The organism is Acinetobacter sp. GRABPA_MV_2, from assembly GCF_056725885.1.
In genome coordinates, this window is record NZ_JBWZNA010000008.1 from 53,609 (window position 1) to 75,935 (window position 22,327).

At 39.7% G+C, this 22,327-nt stretch carries 25 protein-coding genes and 1 pseudogene; 10 read left to right on the forward strand and 16 right to left on the reverse strand.

The window, feature by feature from the left end; all coding sequences use genetic code 11:
- The first annotated feature begins 4 nt into the window (after positions 1 to 4).
- From ACXM0J_RS09040 to ACXM0J_RS09050, 3 genes are all read left to right on the forward strand, one after another.
- Positions 5 to 367 carry an ASCH domain-containing protein gene (locus ACXM0J_RS09040; protein WP_086265053.1) on the forward strand — a complete coding sequence of 121 codons (363 nt, stop codon included), beginning with the start codon at positions 5 to 7 and terminating at the stop codon, positions 365 to 367.
- Positions 368 to 447: 80 nt separating this feature from the next.
- A complete protein-coding gene (locus ACXM0J_RS09045) occupies positions 448 to 951 on the forward strand; it encodes a DUF6586 family protein (RefSeq protein ID WP_005066079.1) in 504 nt (167 codons plus the stop codon).
- Positions 952 to 1,063: 112 nt separating this feature from the next.
- A complete protein-coding gene (locus ACXM0J_RS09050; protein WP_002114792.1) occupies positions 1,064 to 1,342 on the forward strand; it encodes a hypothetical protein in 279 nt (92 codons plus the stop codon).
- Between the two features lie 36 nt (positions 1,343 to 1,378).
- On the opposite strand, the gene ACXM0J_RS09055 is transcribed toward ACXM0J_RS09050, so the two are convergent.
- The 4 genes from ACXM0J_RS09055 to ACXM0J_RS09070 form a co-directional block, all read right to left on the reverse strand.
- Positions 1,379 to 3,088 (reverse strand): cation:proton antiporter, encoded by a 1,710-nt coding sequence (locus ACXM0J_RS09055; RefSeq protein WP_005079171.1) that lies wholly within the window; start codon positions 3,086 to 3,088, stop codon positions 1,379 to 1,381.
- 147 nt (positions 3,089 to 3,235) lie between these two features.
- The gene (gene rpmG, locus ACXM0J_RS09060; RefSeq protein ID WP_001205031.1) at positions 3,236 to 3,391 is read right to left on the reverse strand and encodes a 50S ribosomal protein L33; all 156 of its coding nucleotides are present in this window, start codon (positions 3,389 to 3,391) and stop codon (positions 3,236 to 3,238) included.
- A 12-nt stretch (positions 3,392 to 3,403) separates the two neighbouring features.
- Positions 3,404 to 3,640 (reverse strand): 50S ribosomal protein L28, encoded by a 237-nt coding sequence (gene rpmB, locus ACXM0J_RS09065; protein WP_000048256.1) that lies wholly within the window; start codon positions 3,638 to 3,640, stop codon positions 3,404 to 3,406.
- 167 nt (positions 3,641 to 3,807) lie between these two features.
- Positions 3,808 to 5,256 (reverse strand): coniferyl aldehyde dehydrogenase, encoded by a 1,449-nt coding sequence (locus ACXM0J_RS09070; protein WP_086265052.1) that lies wholly within the window; start codon positions 5,254 to 5,256, stop codon positions 3,808 to 3,810.
- A 112-nt stretch (positions 5,257 to 5,368) separates the two neighbouring features.
- Here ACXM0J_RS09070 and ACXM0J_RS09075 point away from each other — a divergent pair, with 112 nt between their 5' ends.
- From ACXM0J_RS09075 to ACXM0J_RS09095, 5 genes are all read left to right on the forward strand, one after another.
- On the forward strand, positions 5,369 to 6,061 hold the full coding sequence (locus ACXM0J_RS09075; RefSeq protein ID WP_086265051.1) for a TetR/AcrR family transcriptional regulator: 693 nt from the start codon (positions 5,369 to 5,371) through the stop codon (positions 6,059 to 6,061).
- A gap of 74 nt (positions 6,062 to 6,135) precedes the next feature.
- Positions 6,136 to 6,999 carry a formyltetrahydrofolate deformylase gene (purU, locus tag ACXM0J_RS09080; RefSeq protein ID WP_005066088.1) on the forward strand — a complete coding sequence of 288 codons (864 nt, stop codon included), beginning with the start codon at positions 6,136 to 6,138 and terminating at the stop codon, positions 6,997 to 6,999.
- A 381-nt stretch (positions 7,000 to 7,380) separates the two neighbouring features.
- A complete protein-coding gene (locus ACXM0J_RS09085) occupies positions 7,381 to 8,136 on the forward strand; it encodes an energy transducer TonB (protein ID WP_016144264.1) in 756 nt (251 codons plus the stop codon).
- A gap of 43 nt (positions 8,137 to 8,179) precedes the next feature.
- The gene (locus ACXM0J_RS09090; protein ID WP_001011664.1) at positions 8,180 to 8,800 is read left to right on the forward strand and encodes a MotA/TolQ/ExbB proton channel family protein; all 621 of its coding nucleotides are present in this window, start codon (positions 8,180 to 8,182) and stop codon (positions 8,798 to 8,800) included.
- Entirely contained in the window at positions 8,800 to 9,204 is a 405-nt protein-coding gene (locus ACXM0J_RS09095; protein ID WP_000885432.1) for an ExbD/TolR family protein, read from the forward strand. The genes ACXM0J_RS09090 and ACXM0J_RS09095 overlap by 1 nt, the downstream gene beginning before the upstream one ends.
- 57 nt (positions 9,205 to 9,261) lie before the next feature.
- Here the strand turns inward: ACXM0J_RS09095 and msrA are convergent, their stop codons facing one another.
- The 7 genes and pseudogenes from msrA to lgt all read right to left on the reverse strand — a co-directional run bounded on the left by msrA (position 9,262) and on the right by lgt (position 14,153).
- Positions 9,262 to 9,786, reverse strand: a complete 525-nt coding sequence (gene msrA, locus ACXM0J_RS09100; protein ID WP_004794799.1) for a peptide-methionine (S)-S-oxide reductase MsrA — start codon at positions 9,784 to 9,786, stop codon at positions 9,262 to 9,264.
- 100 nt (positions 9,787 to 9,886) lie between these two features.
- A complete protein-coding gene (locus tag ACXM0J_RS09105; protein ID WP_057085660.1) occupies positions 9,887 to 10,942 on the reverse strand; it encodes an Lnb N-terminal periplasmic domain-containing protein in 1,056 nt (351 codons plus the stop codon).
- A 14-nt stretch (positions 10,943 to 10,956) separates the two neighbouring features.
- Positions 10,957 to 11,466, reverse strand: coding sequence for a dihydrofolate reductase (locus ACXM0J_RS09110; RefSeq protein WP_032035374.1), 510 nt, complete (start codon positions 11,464 to 11,466; stop codon positions 10,957 to 10,959).
- A 45-nt stretch (positions 11,467 to 11,511) separates the two neighbouring features.
- Positions 11,512 to 12,354: a thymidylate synthase gene (thyA, locus tag ACXM0J_RS09115; RefSeq protein WP_017482022.1), complete on the reverse strand. Its 843-nt coding sequence runs from the start codon at positions 12,352 to 12,354 to the stop codon at positions 11,512 to 11,514.
- A gap of 143 nt (positions 12,355 to 12,497) precedes the next feature.
- Positions 12,498 to 12,885: pseudogene (locus ACXM0J_RS09120) on the reverse strand (hypothetical protein); the annotation flags it as partial.
- 9 nt (positions 12,886 to 12,894) lie between these two features.
- The gene (locus ACXM0J_RS09125) at positions 12,895 to 13,254 is read right to left on the reverse strand and encodes a hypothetical protein (protein ID WP_033849483.1); all 360 of its coding nucleotides are present in this window, start codon (positions 13,252 to 13,254) and stop codon (positions 12,895 to 12,897) included.
- 80 nt (positions 13,255 to 13,334) lie between these two features.
- Entirely contained in the window at positions 13,335 to 14,153 is an 819-nt protein-coding gene (gene lgt, locus ACXM0J_RS09130) for a prolipoprotein diacylglyceryl transferase (RefSeq protein WP_086265050.1), read from the reverse strand.
- Positions 14,154 to 14,246: 93 nt separating this feature from the next.
- Between lgt and ACXM0J_RS09135 the strand changes: the two genes are divergently transcribed.
- Positions 14,247 to 15,026 carry an NRDE family protein gene (locus ACXM0J_RS09135; protein WP_213034402.1) on the forward strand — a complete coding sequence of 260 codons (780 nt, stop codon included), beginning with the start codon at positions 14,247 to 14,249 and terminating at the stop codon, positions 15,024 to 15,026.
- 48 nt (positions 15,027 to 15,074) lie between these two features.
- On the opposite strand, the gene ACXM0J_RS09140 is transcribed toward ACXM0J_RS09135, so the two are convergent.
- From ACXM0J_RS09140 to ACXM0J_RS09160, 5 genes are all read right to left on the reverse strand, one after another.
- Positions 15,075 to 17,267, reverse strand: coding sequence for a PhoX family protein (locus ACXM0J_RS09140; RefSeq protein WP_086265049.1), 2,193 nt, complete (start codon positions 17,265 to 17,267; stop codon positions 15,075 to 15,077).
- Between the two features lie 205 nt (positions 17,268 to 17,472).
- Positions 17,473 to 19,425, reverse strand: a complete 1,953-nt coding sequence (locus ACXM0J_RS09145) for a PhoX family protein (RefSeq protein WP_086265048.1) — start codon at positions 19,423 to 19,425, stop codon at positions 17,473 to 17,475.
- A 175-nt stretch (positions 19,426 to 19,600) separates the two neighbouring features.
- On the reverse strand, positions 19,601 to 20,371 hold the full coding sequence (gene tatC / locus ACXM0J_RS09150; RefSeq protein WP_033849475.1) for a twin-arginine translocase subunit TatC: 771 nt from the start codon (positions 20,369 to 20,371) through the stop codon (positions 19,601 to 19,603).
- The gene (gene tatB, locus ACXM0J_RS09155) at positions 20,368 to 20,805 is read right to left on the reverse strand and encodes a Sec-independent protein translocase protein TatB (RefSeq protein ID WP_086265047.1); all 438 of its coding nucleotides are present in this window, start codon (positions 20,803 to 20,805) and stop codon (positions 20,368 to 20,370) included. Before tatB ends, tatC begins: the two co-directional genes overlap by 4 nt.
- A 12-nt stretch (positions 20,806 to 20,817) precedes the next feature.
- Positions 20,818 to 21,036 (reverse strand): Sec-independent protein translocase subunit TatA, encoded by a 219-nt coding sequence (locus tag ACXM0J_RS09160; protein WP_002114991.1) that lies wholly within the window; start codon positions 21,034 to 21,036, stop codon positions 20,818 to 20,820.
- 253 nt (positions 21,037 to 21,289) lie between these two features.
- Here ACXM0J_RS09160 and ACXM0J_RS09165 point away from each other — a divergent pair, with 253 nt between their 5' ends.
- Positions 21,290 to 22,165 carry an AEC family transporter gene (locus ACXM0J_RS09165; protein ID WP_086265046.1) on the forward strand — a complete coding sequence of 292 codons (876 nt, stop codon included), beginning with the start codon at positions 21,290 to 21,292 and terminating at the stop codon, positions 22,163 to 22,165.
- Positions 22,166 to 22,327 lie beyond the last annotated feature (162 nt).

A 22,327-nucleotide genomic window follows, 5' to 3' on the forward strand; every position in this document is an offset into this window, starting at 1 on the left:
CCTGATGAAAAGACAATTTTTAGCTCTCTCGATTGTAACGCCCAATGGTATTCGTATTGCTGAAGGTATCAAAACACTTGAAGTGCGTTCATGGGTGCCTACGCAGTTACCAGTGAAAGATCTATTAATTGTCGAAAACCAGAACTTTCTGATTAAAGATACTGATGAAGAGGAAGGAGTTGCTGTCGCTTTAGTTGATGTTGACTCTATTCACGCTTGGCGAAATGACGAGGTCAATTTAGCCTGTGCATCTGCTTGGAGTGAAGGCTATTTTGCTTGGGTCTTAAGTAATGTCCGTCCTATAAAACAGCCAGTGAAAATTTTAGCTAAACGTAAAATTTATCAAGTTGAGCTGGATTTACCATAAATAACGTTGATTTTATCAATGGAGTCGTTAAGCTAAGAATAGCTGTTGCAATGGCGATTTTAGAACAGGAAAGTTTAGTTATGTCACGTGTTGCTCGTTATCATGCCGATCGTACCAATCAGAAGCTCTATTTTGCACGCTTAGCGTGTCAACAGGCAGAGCAGACCGATCATGTGCAGCAGGTACAAGCTTACCGTGAAGCAGCTGTATTTCATTTACATGGCGCAATGTTAGCGTTCTTACAAGAATTAGTACGTTATTACCGTTTAAATGATTTGCAACCCACCTTAAAATCTATAGAGGAACATATGGCGGCAAAAGGACAGGTTTCTCCTGAAGTATCCGTTTTGCAGCAATTGGCAAAAGATGGTTTTGTTGCAGAGTTAAAACGAGCTTATCGTATGTGCCAATACGCCCCAGAACCAAAAGAACCGACTCCGGAAGAAGAGACTTCTTCTAACCTCATTATTAAAGTGACACAAGGGCCTCAGTCTTGGTTGCCAGATGTTAAAATCTTGCGTGAATGGCACCGAGAATTAAGTCATTTAATTGATGGTTTTCGTAACGAAATGGTCGAGTTCTAAAATTAAACTGCCTAGATGCTTGAAATTTAGACTAGGTGTGCCTATATAAATAAGACAAGAGATGCAAAGTGCAAGGGTGCTTTGCCACCATGTTGAAACATGGAGGAAGTATATGTCTATACAGCAATTGAAAGAGTTATTTGGAAATCAAGAAGCAGTGTTGGAATTAGTTCAACTCGAAGGTGGTGAACTCGCCTTGCGTAATGCAGGTTCTGAGAATGAACCCTTGGTTAAAATTCAATTTAGCGATGAAGTCAAAGCAATCTTGGGTGAGCAGACTCCAGTTGTTGCTCAGCATATGATTCAGGCTGCATTGTTTGGACTGCTGGAAAAGCAGGTAAACGAGTGGCAGGCTGAGGTATTAGACGAACAGCCTAAATTCTTGAGTTAAAAAAAGCGTACTCTTGAGTACGCTTTTTATATGGAGTTAATGAACTGTTGACTGATGAGCAAGCTCGATCTGATTTAAGATGTGGTGGCTCATATTCTTTGCCATTTCTTCTTTTGCATAGAACACCTCTCCAATATTTTCGTCACGGATAACCGCTGCTTCTTCTTTGCTTTCCGCGCAAATTAATACCTGAATTTGAGGATTTAATTGCTTGGCAATCGCCACAATACGGTGAATATCTAAAATATCCATAGGTGAGATTACTAAGAGTCGTGCATGCATGATATGTGCTTGAATTAAAACACTCGGTTCAGTAGCAACACCACTCACAGCAGCAATATTTGCATTACGTAGTTTTTCTACGATTTCACGATTCTCTTCTGCAATAACGACTTTAATATTCTCATTAATTAAATTTTCAGTAATGCGTCGTCCTACACCACCATATCCCACAATCACGACCTGATCACGTAAGTAAGCTTGATCAACTTCATCGGGTAACATTGCTAATGGGTCACCACTACGTTCAAGCAGTCGGGCTAAGTGAGAACGTTCACGAATCCAACGTTGTACAGGTTCAATCGCTGAGAAGATGAAAGAGTTAAGCGTAATTGAAAATAAAGCGCCCGCTAAAATCAGATTTTGAGCTTCTAAGCTTAATAGGCCTAAAGAAACACCAAGTGTCGCCAAAATAAATGAAAATTCACCAATCTGTGCAAGGCTTGCTCCGACTGTTAAAGCTGTATTGATTGGATAGCGGAAGAATAAAACCAATGCCATTGCAGCAAGTGTCTTACCCACCATAATAATTGCGATAACAGCTAAAATATGGAGCGGACTCTCCACAAGAATATGTGGATCAAACAGCATACCCACAGAAACGAAAAATAAAATCGAGAAAATTTCACGTAGTGGGAGAGTCTCTTCTTCTGCACGATGGCTAAAGTCTGATTCTTTAACGACCATGCCTGCAAAGAATGCCCCTAAAGCCATTGAAACCCCAAAGATGGCATAAGAGCCGTAAGCAATCGAAACAGCAGCAGCGACGACGGTCAGTGTAAATAGCTCTCTTGACCCTAACCGAGCAACGAATTGCATAATAATAGGTACAACACGCTTACCTACAATGAGCATAAAGGCAATAAAGCCAATCACTTTTAATAAAGTTATTCCAAGGGTTAACCAGATATTTCCGTCTGCACCTGCTGGTGCTTTTCCACCGAGTAAAACAGCTGTAGCCGGAAGAAGTACTAAAACCAGTACCATCACTAAGTCTTCGACTAACAGCCAACCCACAGCAATTTTGCCGTTAACTGAGTCTAAAAGACCTCGGTCTCCTAATGCTTTTAATAATACAACCGTGCTCGCACACGATAGACTTAAGCCAAAAACGAGTGCAGACCCGAAACTCCATCCCCATAGCATTGAAACGCCAATACCAAGTAAAGTTGCAACAGCGATCTGTAAAATTGCGCCAGGTAAGGCAATACGACGAACTAGTAATAAGTCTTTTAATGAAAAGTGCATCCCTACACCAAACATCAGGAACATGACCCCGAGTTCTGCAAGCTGGTTGGCAAGATGGATATCTGCTTCTATACCCGGTGTATTTGGGCTAATAATAATTCCGGCAATTAAATAGCCGATTAGAGGGGGGAGTCGTAATCGGGCTGCAATATAGCCAAAAATGAGGGCAACGCCGAAACCAACAGCAAGTAAAATAATTAAATCTACGTCATGCGGCACTAAAAACTCCTTTTACGTGAGTTAGGCTAAAAACAAGCATAAAAAATGCCAAGGCGGAATGTAGAGAAAGTTTAACAAAAAGGTGGGTATAAAAAAAATGCAAAAAAAAACGACTTCATAAAGAAGTCGTTTTTTTCGAGGCTAAAATTATTTGATTTTAGCTTCTTTGAAAATCACGTGTTGACGGATTTTTGGATCAAATTTTTTGATTTCCATTTTTTCCGGCATAGTACGTTTGTTTTTAGTCGTGGTATAGAAGTAACCTGTACCAGCTGAAGAAACGAGGCGAATCTTATCACGCATTGCTCAGACTCCTTAGATCTTTTGACCTTGAGCACGAAGGTCTGCAACAACCTTTTCGATACCCAATTTGTCAATAATACGCATACCTTTAGTGGTTAAACGAAGACGTACAAAACGTTTTTCGCTTTCTAACCAGAAACGGTGGTGGTGCAGGTTCGGCTCGAACCGGCGCTTGGTTTTGTTGTTGGCGTGTGAGACGTTGTTACCAACGACTGGACGCTTGCCGGTAACTTGGCAAACCTTAGACATGGTGTAACTCCATTGATTCAGCCAACAGCAAATCTGTGGCCAGTCATACTAAATGTAAACGGATGAATTCATTCAAGGGGCGTTTTATACCAAAAATACGATTAAAAGACAAGCGAAATTGGTAAAAACGAGGCATGATTTAGTATAACAGATCATGCCTTGATCAGTTAGCGCAACAAGGTTTTCGAAATGAAACGATGAATCGGCTTATTGAACGGTGGAAGAATGTATTTAAGGCTATAAAGTTTTGGATTTGACATCACCGAACGCTCATGAGAAAGGCTAAAAAAGCCCTCTGGTCCGTGATATTTACCCATACCTGATGCACCAATTCCGCCAAACGGTAAATCATCTTGTGCAACATGGGTAATCACCATGTTAATTCCGAAATGCCCTGAATGGGTGTGCTGTGCAATATAGTCAGCACGCGCTTGATCATAATCAAAATAATACATCGCTAGAGGACGTGGACGACTATTAATGAATTCGATGACTTCTTCTATTTGGTCATATTCTAAAATTGGCAGAATAGGCCCGAAGATTTCATTTTGCATAATATCCATTGCGGTCGTCACGCCAGTGACTAAAGTTGGCGCAATTTTACGGACATCATCTAAAATTTCATTTTGCGGATTAATTTCAACAATACGTGCACCTTGATCACGGGCATTTTCAAGATAACCCTGAATGCGGTTGTACTGTTTATCATTAATAATAGAGGTGTAGTCTTGGTTGTTGCGGAAATGAGGATACATTCCAGCCACAATCAATTTAAAGTTTTCGATGAACTCAGCAGTTTTGCCTCGTGGTAAGAAAATATGATCTGGCGCAACACAAGTTTGTCCTGCATTCCATAATTTACCTACAGCAATACGCTGGGCAACATCTTTCATGTCCATTGATGCGTGTACTAAGGCAGGAGATTTTCCGCCCAACTCAAGAATAACTGGAACTAGATTTTGAGCTGCGGCTGCCATCACTGTTTTACCAACAGAAGTTGAGCCTGTGAAAATCATTTTGTCAAAAGGCAAATGACTAAACGCATCTGAAATAACGCCACCACCATTTACCACAGCAACTAATTCTTGTGGGAATGCTTCTGCTAATGCACTTTCAAGGACACGTCCAAAATTTGGAGAGGCACTAGAAATTTTGATCATGGCATGGTTGCCCGCAGCTAGTGCACAGATCAGAGGTCCAACTGAAAGTAATAATGGGTAATTCCATGGTGTAATAATACCAATCACACCCATAGGCTGATATTGTACCCAACCTTTTGCTGGCTGATGTAATACACTGATATGGCGTTTTGAAGGTTTCATCCACGCAGTCAGATGCTTACTGTAATATTTGATTTGTTCCAAACTAGTGAGTAGCTCACCAATTTTTGTTTCCATAATTGCACGATTGCCGTAATCAAGGTTAATTGCTTCGGCAATCTGATCTTGATATTTTACCAAGACTCTTTTAAGACGAGCTAAACGATCAATACGCTCTTTAGCAGTGGGTACCGGATGACGTAAATAAGCAAGCTTTTGTTGTTCAAGCAAGTCATGTAAATGCTTTACATCATAAGGAAGCTGAGTCTCTGGATTTGTTTTTGTTTGACTGTTCATCGGTACTTACCAAATATACTGATATACTTAATTTTTAGAGTAAATACTCTAAATAGTCAAGTCGGTTTATGTGTTTAAGTCTTAACCATGTGAATTATTAAAGGTTATTAAAATGTCTCTACCTAAAGCTCTGAAGACAAAAGACCGGATTTTACAAATCAGTTTGCAGCTTTTTAACGAGCGAGGTGAACGGTCGGTTACAACCAATCATATTGCTGCAGAGTTAGGTATTAGTCCGGGAAACTTGTATTATCATTTTCGGAATAAGCATGAAATCATTAAAGAACTAATGTACCAATATCAGGTTGAGACTTTAGACATGCTTTCTTTACCTGAAGACAGGCCATTAACGACCAATGATAAAATCAGCTATTTTCAAGTGTTAAGCGGTCAACTATGGAGTTACCGTTTTATTCATCGCGATGTGTATCATTTAGTTGAAAGTAACGAAGACTTTAAAAAGATTTATCCACGGTTTGCTGGACAGGTCATGCAGCAGGGGCAAAAGATTTATCAAGCCTTTGTCGATGCAGGTCTTATGAAAATGACGCCGTCTGAAATTGAAGCACTCATTATTAACTTGTGGATTGTATTAACAAACTGGACAAACTTTTTATATATGTCTGGTCACATTAGTGACAATAACCACTTAGAAGAAAAATGGGTTTGGCAGGCATTACGTCAAATGGTTTTCCTTGAAGGTCCTTATCTGATGGGAGAAAGCCGAGCAACTTATGAGCAGTTGCTTGAGTCACTGGGGCCTTCTGATCTATTCGCCAGCTTGTCGTCGTTAAAAGATGAATAGTTGTGCTTGTTTATTTAGGGCGCTAGAATACTCGGCTTATTAAAAATTTGACTCAATTAAGTGATATTAACCAAATGAATATGACCACTGCCAATACAGCCCGTTTACTGATTACTTGTGAAGACAAGCCTGGGATCGTACAGGCTGTATCGAGCTTTTTGTACCACCAAGGTGCAAACATTACCGCGCTTGACCAGTATGCGACGGAAGCTCAGGGCGGACGTTATTTCATGCGTGTTGAATTTGAACTTGACCATTTACAGTCGCGTAAAGATGCATTAATTCAAACATTTGCTGCGAACGTTGCTGAGCGTTATGGCATGCAATGGCGTCTAGCTTTCGTAAACGAAATTAAAAAGGTTGGTATTTTAGTTTCTAAAGTCGACCATGCTTTACTTGAGTTATTGTGGCGTCATGCACGTGGGTCGTTACCTTGTGAAATTACGCATGTGATCTCTAACCATGAAGATTTACGTGAATCCGTTGAGAACTTCGGTATTCCATTTACTGTAATTAAAGTAACAAAAGACAATAAAGCTGAAGCTTATGCACAAATTGATGAAATGATGCAAGGCAATGACTTATTGGTTCTTGCACGCTACATGCAGATTTTAAGCGAAGATTTTGTTGCGAAATGGGAAATGAAAATCATCAATATTCACCATTCTTTCTTGCCAGCTTTCGTGGGTGCTAACCCATACAAGCAAGCTTATGAAAAAGGTGTGAAGTTGATTGGTGCGACAGCTCATTATGTAACTGCTGATCTAGACCAAGGCCCAATTATTGAGCAAGACGTTGAGCGTGTAAGCCATGACTATAATGTTGAGCAACTTCGTGAGCTAGGTGAAGATGTAGAGCGTAATGTATTGGCACGTGCAGTAAAATGGCATTTGGAAGACCGTATCATTGTTGATGGCAACAAGACGGTTGTTTTTTAAATAACGCTTATTTAAAAAAAAGCACGCTTCATGCGTGTTTTTTTATATCAAAAAAAATATTGAAATGATATAACGTAACAATAATGAATGAGTTTATGTTAGGATTTGATCTCTTTATAGTGAAATTAGCCTAGCTATATAAGTTAGATTAAACACTTTGTGAACAAGAGATACTCGTTCATGTAACTATGAGAAAACAAAAGCAAAGACACTTAACTGATACAAAGTAGGGATCTTGAGCAAATGTTTTTCTCAAAAAATAGTTGCAAATGAAAACACTTCTCATTTATTATTGTGGCACTTTATTGTTCTATCCGATGTTTGAAATCGTTTCTACAAATAGAGATCTGAAATCATCATCCATTAGGTAATTAGATTCTTATGAGTCAATCTTCCGCAGCCTTAAACTCTCCCAATCCGATGAAAAAGAAAGTCATCACTGCACTAATTGCGGTTGCAATTGGTCATATCGGGGTCTTATGGGCGGTCAGCCATATTAAGCCTGCTGAATTAAAGCCAATCGAGAAGAAGCCTTTACAGGTACGTTTCGTAAAAATTCAAGAGCAACCAAAACCACTGCCTCCTAAACCGAAGGAACCACCTAAAAAGCCGGAACCTAAGAAAGAGGTAAAAGAAGTTAAAGTTGTTGAAAAGCCTGTGACACCGCCTAAAAAAGTGGAAAAAATTCAACAGGTGAAAAAGGCTGAAACACCAAAAGAAACAGTAAAGACAGAACCTAAAGTTGAAACCAAAGTGGTGACAACGACGACAACAGTTACTGAAAAAGTTGTTGAAAAACCTAAGCCGGTAGTACAAGAAGCGCCTAAAGCTCAACCTGCTCCAGATCCATCACCGAAACGAGTTTCAATTGGTGGTTCAGGTGTACAGTGGAGCCGTTCACCACGCTTAACAGTTTCTTCAAAAGATTTACAAGGCGAAGCGCGCTCTGTCATGGTACTGATTGAAGCCGATGAGAAAGGCAAGATTATTAATGTACGAGTGACTAGAAGTAGTGGTATTTCAAGTCTAGATGACAAAGTGGTCCGTGCTGTTCGCGGTGCAAAGTTTAAACCTTATATGGAAAATGGCGTTGCTTATCCAATTAAAGCAGAGCAACCCTTTGATTTAACCCCTTAAATGAATTTGAGTCCCAACGGCTAACCTTAATCAGGAGTTCAATATGAACTTTTCAATCTATTGGCAACATGCAGATGCAGTGAGTAAAACCCTGTATTTCATCTTATTGGCAATGTCGATTGCTACTTGGACAGTTTTCATCTTACGTTTGATGGGGACTCGCCAGCTAAAACAACAAGCTTATGCTCAACTTTCTCAGGCTATCACTTCGCTAAAAGCAAAGTTACAACCTTTGAGTTTTGAACAGCGTAAAGCGGTTGCAGAGCAGGCATTACTTCGTCAGATTTCTGCTGAAAAGGCCAATGCTGATAAAGGTATTTCTGTTTTAGGAACCATTGCTTCAATTGCACCATTCGTAGGTTTGTTTGGTACGGTTTGGGGTATTTTCCATGCGCTGGTTGCCGTTGGTAAAAGCGGACAAGCAGGTTTGGCTCAAGTGGCTACACCAGTAGGTGAAGCACTGATTATGACGGGTCTTGGTCTTGCAGTTGCGATTCCTGCGGTATTGGCTTATAACATTTGTGTACGTGCAAACCGTGGTCTTGCTCATGACTTACAAGATCAAGCACACAGCTTATTAATTGACACGATGTTGCAGCAAGACTCAACTGTAAAGTCTGATGTTAAAACTGCACAGCAAAGTTATGTTGGAGGTCAAGCTTAATGGCTTTTCAATTGGGTGAAGACCACGATAGTGGCATGAATGAGATGAACCTCATTCCGCTAATCGACATTATGTTGGTGTTAATGATCATCTTTTTGGTCACAGCAACAGTTGCCAACCCATCGATTCCATTAACGCTTCCTAAAACAACTGCTGAAATTATTGATCCACCACCAAAAGCTATTACGATTAGTATCAATGCAAATGGTGAAGTGGCTTGGGATACTCAAGTAATTAGCCTAGATGAGCTTCAAAAACGTTTTCAAGAAGCAGGTCAAGGTGATGTTAAGCCAACAGTTCAACTTCGTGCTGATAAAGAGTCGAAGTACGATACTGTTGCTCAGGTAATGTCTCGCGCCAGTGAAGCCGGACTGAGCGATATTGCCTTTGTCAGTGAAAACTAAAATTTAGTTTACTCAATAAAAAAGCAACCAGGTTGGTTGCTTTTTTATTGCTCTGATTTATTGATCTTTCATCAGATGCTGGAATTTACTATATAGCTTGAGCAGCTTTGGTGGAATCGCAAAATTGCAATAACCTTGTGAAGGGTTCTTTGCATAGTAATTCTGATGGTATTCTTCTGCCGGATAGAATGTCGGAACAGGAGACAGCTCAGTCACAATATCAAGATCGTCATTTTTTAGAGTCTGAATCGTGTGTTCCGCTGCCTGCTTTTGCTCTTCATTATAATAGTAAATAACAGAGCGGTATTGTGTGCCAATATCATTACCTTGGCGATTTAAAGTCGTTGGATCGTGAGTCGCGAAGAACACATCAAGTAATTGGGAGTAAGTTACTTGCTCTTCATCGAAATCAACCAAGATCACCTCAGCGTGCTGGGTATCTCCTTGACATACTTGCTCGTAAGTAGGGTTAGTCGTGTGTCCACCTGCATAACCACTCGTTACTTTTTCTACACCGCGTATTTGTAAAAATACAGCTTCGACGCACCAAAAACAGCCGCCGCCAAATAATGCTTGTTGCATTGTTTTTCCCTCTATTTCCTGCCTATTACAATAGGGTTTATGTATTTAAAATACAAAGTAAAGCATGTATAAAAGAGTAAAGAAAAGTGCATTACTTATTTCATTTAGCTTTAGGTAAACCTTGTCGAACGATTTGAGAGAAGTGTTCACTACTCTGATCTGAAAGTTGTTCAAAATTTTCAGTACGTGGATTGATATGCGCAATTTGATACCACTGTTTTAAACTGATATTTTGATTAAGTGCTTTAAGATCATATAAATAATTAGGTAAGTAACCTGAAGCGATTAGACGATAATCTTTAGGAAGCTGATAGGGATTAATCGCTTGAACCATATCAAAAATTAAGGTTGTACAGTTACTGGTTAAAGTGTTGTACCACTTTGGTTCTGCACGAAGTTCATCGGATTTCTTTAGATATTCTAAAAATAAAGCCTTTTGCTCACTACGAGGCATGTTAACAGGAAAATTATAAACTTGCTCTTTGCGGATGTTACTGCGTGTGTAAACAATATCTTTTTCATCAGAAGCAATTAAGCTCAGTTCATATTTCCTAAAAAATCCGCCAATTGCCGAAAACTCTTCACTCTTTTCTTTGCGAATTTCAATTGAAAAGACTAAAGGTTGTTGGTGAGCAAATTCGAAACTTACCAGTGTATGGGCAATTTGTGGCCCCATCCAGTAAGAGGCAATGATATTTATACCATTCAACTGGTTTAGATCAAAAGTTCGGGTTTCCCAGCGGACATCATAGGTTCCGTCAGGATGCCAGTTGAAGTTACGAACATTGTGTAAAGTAACTACATCGCCATGCTTTTCGTAACTCAGCATATTGGCAACTTCTGGGTTCCAATCACGATCTTGACGTGCGGTAATCGAAAAATACCAGACTAGTGAACAAGCAAAGGCAGCAAGGTAAATCAGGATATCGGTACGGCGGCTAATAAGATGACCTTCAACATATAAGCCAGCCATACTGAGTGCAAAAGCAATCCAGATGCCAATAAGTATGCGACTACCTAACCAGCCAAAAGGTTGTTGGACCCAGAGCGCTACGCATACCCAAATACTAGAGAACACAATAAACAACGTGAATAGACTATGTAACAGCCCAAAAAGTAGAGCAATAATAAATTCACGTGTTCCGATATTGTGCATAGGCATCCATAAAATTATTTTTTATAAGTCGCAAACTCGAATGAAGTTCCTGATTTTTCATCAACTTGCTGTTCACTCGCAATTTTATGAAATTCACTCGGTATTGTTGGATAATGTGCATCACCTTGCACATCTAAGTCAACATGAGTAAGTTCAAGACGGTCTGCAATCGACAATGTTTGCTTAAAGATTTCACCACCACCAATAATGAACAAAGCTTGTTTTTCGGTATTCTTTACATCTTCTAAAGCTGCATTTAAGGCATCTTCAATTGAATATGCAACTTTAACACCGTCAAATTGCCAGTTAATGTCACGGGTAATTACCCAGTTCACACGGTTTGGTAGAGCACGGCCCATAGACTCAAGGGTTTTACGACCCATCACGACCACGCCACCTTGTGTGATTTCTTTAAAGTGTTTTAAATCGGCAGAAATATGCCATGGCAACGCATTGCCTTTACCAATACAATGATTTTTGTCCATTGCCACAACGTGGACAACTTCTACATTTTGCCATGCCATAATCTTATTCTCTAAAACCGTAATCTAATGAAATTTAAGCCGTCGTTATACTGCAACTGGTGCTTTAATTGCAGGATGTGATTCATAACCTACAATCTCTATATCTTCAAATTTGAAATCAAATAAATCGGTTATTTCTGGATTTAGTTTCAATTGGCATAGCGGTAAAGGCTCACGTGTCAATTGAAGTTTAGCTTGTTCAAAATGGTTGGCATAAAGATGCGTATCACCACCAGTCCAGACAAAATCACCTACACCTAAACCGCAAACTTGAGCAATCATATGGGTGAGTAGAGCATAACTCGCGATATTAAAAGGTACGCCTAAGAAGACGTCAGCACTACGTTGATAAAGCTGACATGACAATTTGTTATCTTGTACGAAAAATTGGAAGAGCGTATGGCAAGGCGGTAAAGCAACTTGTCCAGCTTCATTCGGGTTCCAGCCAGAAACAATTAAACGGCGTGAATTTGGATTGGTTTTAATTTCATTAATTAACCATTTAATCTGGTCAAAACCATCTTGGTTATAAGAGCCGTCTGCATTTTTGGTTGCGCCGAAATTACGCCATTGATGACCATAGACTGGTCCAAGCTCATGTTCTGGGCGGCCAAAACGAGCAGTTTGTTCTGCCGTTGCCCATTCGTCCCAAATTGAAACTTTATTGTCTTTTAGATATTGGACGTTGGTGTCGCCTTTTAAAAACCAAAGTAACTCAATCACAATCGAGCGGAAATGAACTTTTTTTGTGGTGAGTAAAGGAAAACCTTTAGAGAGATCAAAACGCATTTGATGACCAAATACAGAACGGGTTCCTGTGCCTGTACGGTCGCCTTTGTCACCGCCATTATCAAGGATATGTTGTAGTAGGTCTAAATATGCACGCATAACACTCTCGAGTTCGGATTAATTCCATAAAATAGAAGGGAGATAGCTCAGAAGATAAATAATTACTCAATAGAGCTGCTTCATCATGAACCACTGAAGATGATACCTGTTGTAGCTCAAGATGAAAATCTAAAATTAGTTCTAAGATATTTTTGCTGAATGTGTTTAGTTAAATCTTTTAGCACGATTTTGATAAATCGAGACAAGAAAAAAACCAATCAGTACAAAGCCTAAAGCTTGTATGAAATGAATCCATTTATGCTGAACAGGGAGCAAATACATCAAAATAATAATGATCAAAATAGGATAGATTTTGATTAAAATCCTCAAGCCCGATTTGCCTGATGTGTTGTTTGAAAGTTTAGTATTCAAGTAATGCCCAATATGTAAACCAAACCCGAAAATAAGGCTGAGTATTGTATAAATAGGGGATAAGGGCTGAACTTGATTGGTTGCATAAACTGCAACACAAACAACAATAATGAAAATAAGTTTGCTATGACGTGGTGCGTTGTACCAATAAGCCAGCATATATTGAGCCTATTTATTAAAAAGTGATTGAGGTGAAAAAATAAAAGCAGCAAGCGCCATAAAAGCGATTCCTTGCACACCCCAGATCAGCAAGTTCGGCATTGTTTTAACAAAAATAAGTGCAAATAAAAGAGCGATAGGAATCCAAGTCAACAGGCGGTAAAGTAGGCCAGTTGGATTTTTCTGAGCAAAATGTAATTTAAAATAGCGGCAGATTAAAAAGATAACACCCGTGCCAGTAAACATTAAAATCGTATCTAAGGGCAAAGGCTGGTATTGATATAGCCCAATACAAATAGCCAAAGTAATAATTAAAATCACTAATTTTTTAAATGTCGGGACTTGTGTGTCAAACCAGAATTCCAGCATGGCATATCTTCATTTTTGGGAGAGTAAAAACTGTAGCATAAAAAAGAAAAGAGGAGCCGAAACTCCTCTGATTTATCATATTAACTGTTCTTTTGTGGGCCCCAGTCATAGATTTTCTTTTGGTAGGCATACCACATCATCCAAAGGCCAATCAGCAACATTGGAACGGTAAGGATCTGACCTTTAGTCATCCAGCCAAATAAAATGAAACCTTGATCGGCATCTGGTTGACGGAAGAATTCCATTACGAAGCGTGCAACACCGTAGCCCATTAAAAATAGAGCAGAAACCGCCATGCGTGGCCGTGGTCTTGAACTAAACCACCACAAGATAATAAATAGGATTAAGCCTTCACAAATTGCTTGATAAATTTGTGATGGATGGCGTACCAGTTGTAATGGATCAGTTGGGAAGATCATACCAAATGGATAATTTGGGTCAGTTACTGCACGACCATATAACTCCCCACCAATGAAGTTACCAAAGCGCCCAAACATTAAGCCAGTCGGTACACATGGGGCGATAAAGTCGAGGGTTTGGAACCATGTTTTTTGGTATTTTTTACACCAGAATAACATCGCAATCATGACGCCTAAAAAGCCGCCGTGGAAACTCATACCACCTGTCCAGACTTGGAATAGCCAAATCGGATTTTCAAGGAATTTATCAAACTCATAGAAAAGGACATAGCCGATACGACCGCCCAGAACGACACCTAAAGCACCGTAAAACACCAGATCGGAAACCATGTCCGATGTCCAGCCATCACGCTGTTTGGCACGGTAGGAGGCAAGTCCCCAAGCGCATAAAAATGCCAATAAATACATGAGTCCATACCAATGGACTTGAAGAGGTCCTAGATGTATTGCGACCGGATCGATATTAGGATAGGTCAGCATTGCTGCTCCTTGATCTTACGTTTTGACAGATTGTAGCGGAATGATGTGAAAAATGTTGTACATTCAATGTGTAAAGATAGGGAATAAGAAAAGATGTGTATTGTGGCTTTAGCATGGCATGTTCTTGATGATATGCCCTTATGTCTTATGTCAAATCGGGATGAGTTCTATCATCGACCAACAGCTTTATTACATCAGTGGCAACACACACCGATTATTGCTGGCCAAGATTTACAGTCGGGTGGTACTTGGATGGGCGTAACACCTCAAGGTCGATGGGCTGTCTTGACCAATTTTCGTGATGGACGAGATCAAAAAAAATATGAAACTTCTCGGGGGCATTTGGTTCAGGCTTTTTTAGAGTCTGATTTATTGCCGATTCGATTTGCTCAGCAATTAGAACAGCAGCAACAGAACTTCGCTGGCTTTAACCTGTTTATGGGAAATGCTGATCAAGCAGTTTATATGAGTAATCGTGGTGAAGCACCGCAAGTATTAGCCAATGGTGTTTATGTGGTTTCGAATGGCTTGATGTCTGAACATTGGGAAAAAACCAGACATTTAAGAACACGTTTTACGCAAGAGTTTTTGCCTATGCTTCAGCACCAGACGGAAGAGTTAACTTTGCAACACGCTGCATGGGATATTCTTGAAGATGAACGTAAGGTCACAACTGCATTATTACCCAATACGGGCATTCAGCCAGAAATGGAAGAGTTATTGTCATCGACTTTTATTCAAAGTCCTGTGTATGGCACACGTTGTTCAAACTTTCTAAGAATGACCAATAATGAATGGCTTTGGCTGGAAAAGACTCAGCAAGGCGAGCATAGTGGGCAAATTGCTCAGCAGCAGGTTCTCTTAAATCGATGATAATAAAAATGCCGATCAATCGACCGGCATTTGATAGTTATAAACGAATTAGCCCGCGATCACACCGCCATCTTTACGAGTAATCACAACAGTTGCTGAGCGTGGACGCGCAGTTTTGTTGTTTGGATCTTTCTGGGTTGCTGGCCAGTTACTTTCTGGTGTTGCGTAACTTGCAGAATCTTCACCAGGGTGCTGAACATTAATGAAAATTGCTTTGTAGTCAGGTGTCATCGCAATACCTGTAATCTCACATTGCTTAGGCCCCACCAAGAAACGGCGCAAAGTTGAGTCTGTAACTTTAGCACCCACTAAAGTTTGCTGACCATTTGAAGTAGTTGCAGGAGCACCATCTCCAATCTGGCCTGGTAGTGCAGCAAGCATCATACAATTAGTGACATCAGTGTATGCGCCATCATCTGTTTGAATCCAAAGTACGCCACGTGGGTCAAACCACATACCGTCTGGAGATGACAAATCATTGTTGTCTGTTAAACCAGATAAGTTGATGTTTGAAGCCATAGATGCTTCAGCACCAAATAGATAAATATCCCACTTGAAGGTTTCAGCAGTCGTTTTGTCATCAGTTTCTTTAAAACGGATAATATGACCGTTAACGTTACCCTTTTGCTCTTTAGTGCCGTTGTAGAGGTCTGTGTAGTTACGTGGATTGGCAGCATCGGTTGCGTAATCTTTACCACGATTTGAGTTGTTGGTTAGGGTAACATAAACTTCGCCGTTCACTGGGTTGACCGTACACCATTCTGGGCGGTCCATTTTTGTAGCACCGACGGAGTCGCCAGCCAAACGTGCAAATGTGACAACGTCTGCTTGAGATTTAAATGGATAGGTCGTGTTGCTCTCATTTAAGCCATTTTTGCCATAGGCAAGTTCAATCCATTGACCTGAACCGTCGTTATTAAATTTAGCAACATACAATTTACCTGCGTTCATATATTTGTCGCCAGCTGCATAACCACGATTTACATCTTTTGCATCCCACACTGCGTTAGAGACAAATTTATAGATGTATTCACCGCGAGAGTCATCACCCATATAAAATGCTAATGGCTGACCTGCTACGGCACGGCAAGCACTGTCTTCATGTGCAAAACGACCTAGCGATGTTCTTTTAACTGGGTTCAGACGGTTATCAAAAGGATCAATCTCGACCATCCAACCGAATGTATTTGGTCCATTGCGGTAGTCCTGTGTTGCTTGAGTGCCTTTTACGTCGGCATTCCAGCGATCATATAAGTCTTGTGATTCTACTTGACCAATTGCTGTTTCCCAGCCGTAACGTGAACCAGATCCTGCTTTTAAGCCATAGCGTTTCAGTGCAATAATTTCTTCTGGAGTACGTAACGCGTCATCAGTCGTACTACGAGCAAAGTAACCAATAAAGTTTTCTTCGGTAGTTAAGTATGTGCCCCAAGGGGTATGACCATTACCGCAGTTATTATGAGTGCCACGTGTTTGACGTCCAGCAGGCGAGAAGCGAGTTGCCAGTAGGTTTGAACCAGCCGCAGCTCCTGCAAATTCCATTACTGTAGAAGCTGTAATGCGACGATTAAAAATAGAGTTTTTATCAATTGTTACTTGTTGAGTTGCTGCATCTTTTTTGATGTGAACAATAGAAACGCCATGTGCATTGGTTTCACGAATGACTTCATCTTCAGGGCGGCGTCCATTAACTTTTGTTGGACCTTTAGGATGAAGGAAAGTCTGATTGATATATTCGTGGTTCATCACCAACAAACCTTGTGCTGAAACACTCTCGTCAAAGCGGTTTGTTGAATTATTTAAACCAAAGAAATGCATACCATCATGACAGTCGCCTGAACGGAACTGAAAGCTTGGGCCTGATGGAATATTATTGTCGTCCCATTCGCCAAAATTAGGGTTGATTGAGTCACCCAATGCATAAATGACATTCGCTTCATAACCTTCAGGTACAGTCACAATATCGTTATGGTTTTTCGCAACGGCAGTAAAAGTTAATTTTTCTGGTTTTTTATTTGGATCTACAGGTGTGGTTCCACCGGTGTTAGAACCTGAATCATCATCGCTATCATTACAGCCAGTTAAAGTAGAAGCTAAAGTCAATGCTACAGCACCACTTGCTGCTTTAGTAATTAAACTACGGCGACTGATGTGTTGTTCTAAAATGTCGCGGAAGTGGATATTGTCAGAAGTATTATTATCCAATTCTTGGTCTTCATGATATGGCGTCAGCTCTGTCATGGGAAATTCCTAAGTAAATAAAGAGATTGTTCTAAAATTCTTCATGAGCTTAGTTTGTGAATGTGACGAGGCGTTGACGTTTTGATGATAAGTTAATGAAAAGTTCTGTAATTTTTCATTTAATTTTCATAAAAAGTAAAAGCTGAATGTAAAAACATTAAAGCTGACCTTAGCCAGCTTTAATGTTTAAAGAGGTTATGAAAAATTATTTAGTTGTGATTGAAGGGGCAATTGGGTCGGCTGTAATATAGCCGACGTTAGCACTATAACCATTATTGTAATTTTGGTTAATTAATGCCTTAACATCCTCAGGTACACTACTACTATCGCCTGGATGTTGGAAGTTGCTCATGATGTAAGTCCAACCGTTGATTGAATCTACAGCATGTAAACCTGTTGACTCTGCACCTGCTGGTGTAGAAAGTAAACGTGTTAACTCTTTGGTATCTACATTGTATGCCCACAAGAAGTTGTTCACGTGGTTACCTGAGTCTTCACCAATGAATAATGTGCGTAAAGTTTCAGAGAACTTCAGATTGTCTGGGCTAGCAATTTTGTCTGGGTTCGCTGTATTACCTAAACTATCTTTCGTAGCAAGATCTTCACCCATTAGCAGCATATATGAGTAAAGAGGAACCCACTCACTATTGATTGCACTGCCTTCATTGTCTGTAAAGCTATTACCTAATTTATGTGCAAGTACGCCACCAGCAGTAATTTTTTTAGAGAATGCGACATTATGTCCAGCGACATAACCTTTACCGCCAATGACCATTGAATCTTGAATATTAGCTAAAGCAGAGTACGCAATTTTATCTTTAATATTTACGTTAGTACCTTCCATCTTGGTAAACGCCATACTTGCACCTTTTAGTGCTGCATAACGATGTGTTTCCAAGAAAGCGGCCGCTTTTTCCATACCTGGTTTAAGTTTGACCCAAAGCTGTTTCTTTGCCAAAGTGATTTCAGTATAACTAGCATCATTTGGGTTAGTTGTTAAACTTTCCATGATGTCAGTTGATTTAATCCCACCAGCAACTAAATCCTCAATTTCTTTACTAGTCGCATGGCCAAGTTTGATCCATTGAATGCTAGCAGTTGAGGTTTCAGTTAGAGTATTAATGTATTTAGCAACATAGAGCGTACCTGCCGATAAATCTTTTTCTTTATCAGCAACGAACATGAAGAAACCACCGTTGGTGTAGTCATCTCCCATAAGCGCTGTACGGTTGTCTGGCATAACATGGATAAGTTCGTGAGAAATACGACCTAAACAATAGTGCTTTTTAATGCTACCCGTACCATCAAGGTTAACTGTTACTTCTGGCAAATGACCGTAGTTATAAGGGTTTGCTTTAGTTTCATCACCAAAGAAGTATTTACCAAGATATTTTGGATCTGTACCGCCAATGCCTTGATTGAATGCATCTGGTTCGTATTCTTCACTTGATAAGTGAGTGTTCCAAGGTGATAAGCTAGCACCGCAAGTAATCCATAAACCGTGTACTGGTGCAGTATCAACGTTGAAGTATTTTTTAAGTTCTAGGTGACCTGTTTTTTGGTCTTGATCCAACGTTAAAATTGCGATTGGAGATGGTAGTTGACCGTAAGTATCGCCACCTGCTTGGTCTTTAGAGTTATATTCAAATTGAACAACATGGAACACAGGATTTGCTACACCTTCAACTTTCGCACCTTCTAATTGAATTAGAGATGAACCATCTGGACAGTCTGAAAAGAATTGACGTTCTTTGCCAGCAATTGATTTATCCATAATTGGATTGCCATTAACATCAAAATAACCACCAGCGATAATTGTTCCACCACCGTGCTTTGGTACGCTATCACCTGTTTTAAAGAAGGGTTTATAAGCGAGTTGGTATTCAGTACTGGTTGAATTTTCCCAATCAATTTTTAATTTAGAATTCACTAAAGTAGTTGCGCGATCTGCTGCAGTTGTTGGCGCTGGCATTGCTGTGAATTTTGCATTTTTAAATTTGCTTGGTTGTGGTGTTGGAGTGATTGCTGAACTGTCATCACTATCATTACAACCTGCTAACGTTGCTGCCGTAGCCATCGCTCCTAATGGTAGAAAAGGAATCCCCGAAAACCATTTTAAAATTTCGCGACGCGTTGGTTGAGTAGAAGCAGTTGTCATAAGAAATCCGTAAATTTTGTGGGTATATTTGTTGAGTTGATTCTATGGACTGAAAATGACACTTTTCTTACATTTTTAAGTCACTTTGAAGACAGTTTATTGCTTTGTAGAATAAAAAGTGTTCTACATAAAAAAGCCTGAACTTCGAGGTTCAGGCTTTTTCTTAAAAATCATTTTATTCAGCAGAATGGACTTTTCTTTTCTCAAGAATTTTACCAAAGAGTAGGCCAAGTTCGAAAAGCAACCACATGGGAATCGCTAACATCACCATTGAAATTGCATCTGGCGGTGTAATAAACATTGCAACGAAAAAGCATCCTACAATGATAAAACGTCGCTTTTCAGCAAGGCTTTTTGTATTTACCACACCGATTAAAATAAGGAGTAGCGTCGCGATTGGAATTTCAAAAGTCAGTCCAAAAACTAAAAATAGCTTTAAGCAAAAGCTTAGGTAGCTATTAATATCTGTCATTGGTGCGACAGTTTCAGGCGATACACTAATAAAGAAATGCAAAATTGCCGGAAGGGTAATGTAATATGCAAAAGCAACGCCCGCATAAAACAAGACAATACTACCGATGAGTAATGGCAGTGCTAAATGACGTTCTTTTTGATAGAGCGCTGGACGAACAAATGACCAGATTTCATACAGAATAAATGGCATTGCCAGTACAAGCGCGACAAATAAATTGAGTTTAAAAGGCGCCATGAATGTTGCAGTGACATCTGTTGCAATCATTGAGGAGGAGGTCGGAAGTTGCAGCCTCAAAGGTTCAGATAGTAATTGGTAAGTATTATTTCTAAAGGGCAATAAGCAAAAAAATAAAAATAAGGTTACTCCGACAATCCTAAATAAATGACGTCGTAAAACGACCAAATGGCTCATGATTGGCATTTGGTCTAAATTTTCCTGATTATTTACAGTGGTTGAAGGCAGTTGGTTCATACGGCAATCTTCAATTTAACAGGTGATGTCTCTGAAATATCAGTTGATGATGCTAAAGGCATAAATTTTCTAATGTATGGGACTTTATAATGGCCAGATATAGGAAGACATATCCGAATAGGTTGGGGCACTGATTTGATTGCCTCAGCCTTATCTATATTTTCAGAAATATTTTGCTTTTGAATTTCTTCAAGCTGTTGTTGTACTTTACGTTCTAGTGCTTCAATGCGGTTGAGTTCTTCTTGCATTTCTTTTCGAAACTCAGAAAGACGCAACTCTTGATCAATCTCATTTTGCAAATTGGTAATATAACGTTTTAGGCGAACATACCAACGACCAGCAAAGCGTGCAGCTTCTGGAAGTTTATCCGGGCCTAAAACTAAAATTGCAATAATTGCAAAACAGAGTAGCTCTGTCATTCCTACATCAAGCATGGTCGAAAACCTTTAGCTTTTTACTGATGTGCTGTCAGGTGTTTTGACTTGGGCATCAATTGTACGTGGAGTATTAAGAGCAGTAGTCTCATCTTCTTCACGGACTGATTTTTTAAAGTCTTTTACTGCACCGCCTACGTCTTTACCAATATTTTTTAATTTCGACGTACCGAATAATAAAATAACGACAATTGCAAAAATAACGACATGCCAAATAGATAAACCGGCCATGATCTTATACCTCTTTTCAGTTTGCTTTATATCAACAGGTTGCCATGACAGGAATGTGACATTTATATGTCATTTTTAAGACAATGAATGGCTGCCAAAATCTAAAAAGTTAATTTTATAAACTGCATATCTCCTTTTTTTTATTTATACATAGTTTGAAAAGAGTCACTTAAATTACTTGAAATGGAGAGTACATTCCATTTTGAAAAGGTGTAGCATAGCAAGCTGATTTTAATGAGCAAGAGGAGAGAGCGTGGCGCTACTACTGCCTGTATTGGCATTTATCACAGGACTTCTACTTGCTCAGACTTCGATTGCAGAAACTATAAAACCTATTCTCTCAGCTTGGCTTGCACGACTCCTGATTCCGATTGTGATTATTTACAACATGGTATTTTATCAGCCAGGTAGTTTGAGTTTGATGCTGTTTAGTTTCGGTTCAGCATTTCTTATTTTCTTTGCCTATTTAGCTCTATTTAAAGACAGGTTATTAGCGCTTTGCGTGAGTTATACCAACATGGGGTGGCTTGGCTTTCCCTTTGCCATGGCTTTATTTGGCCCTGATGCTACGGCTCCTATTGTGGCTTTATATATTGGTATGTCTCTTTTTGGGAATGCATGGGCTGTTACGGCAGTCACCACTGCACCACAAAGTAAGCTCAACATATTAAAAAAGGTTTTAACTTCTCCACCATGTATTTCAATATTTTGTGCACTTTTACTTAGGTCGTTAGGTGCTCAACATATCGAGCATCCTGCTATACATTGGGTATATGAAGTTGCCAAGTTTGTCATGACTTTTGCTGGTATGTGTGTGCTGGGAATGTGGCTACGCCGTACTCGCGTGCATTTAAAAGACTTAATTTACAGTACAAAAGCTCAAGCATTTAAAGTAGTGTGCGGATTTATTCTCTGTGGCTTAACTTATAGATTTTTACCCATTCCAAATATCAGCCAGCAAATTGGAGTGATGTTTTTAATGTTCTGTCTGCCACCAGCAGCCAATATTGTAGCGCTAGAAACACATTATCAAGGGACGGGTAGATCTGCGGCTTACATTGCCTCAGGGACGATTGTGAGTTGTGTGTGTATTGCGATTTATGCTGTGTTTTTACACTTGTTCGTTTAATCTTTATCTAATTCTAAGTTTCCTAAATTTGCTTGTGCGAAGGCGGCATGGATGCCGCCAGTTAGACTGTGGCACAAGGATGTGCCATCAGTCTAACAAAAGATTTTTGCTTACTTTTCATCTTTGAAAAGTAAGATTTGCCTATACAAAGTTTAATATGTT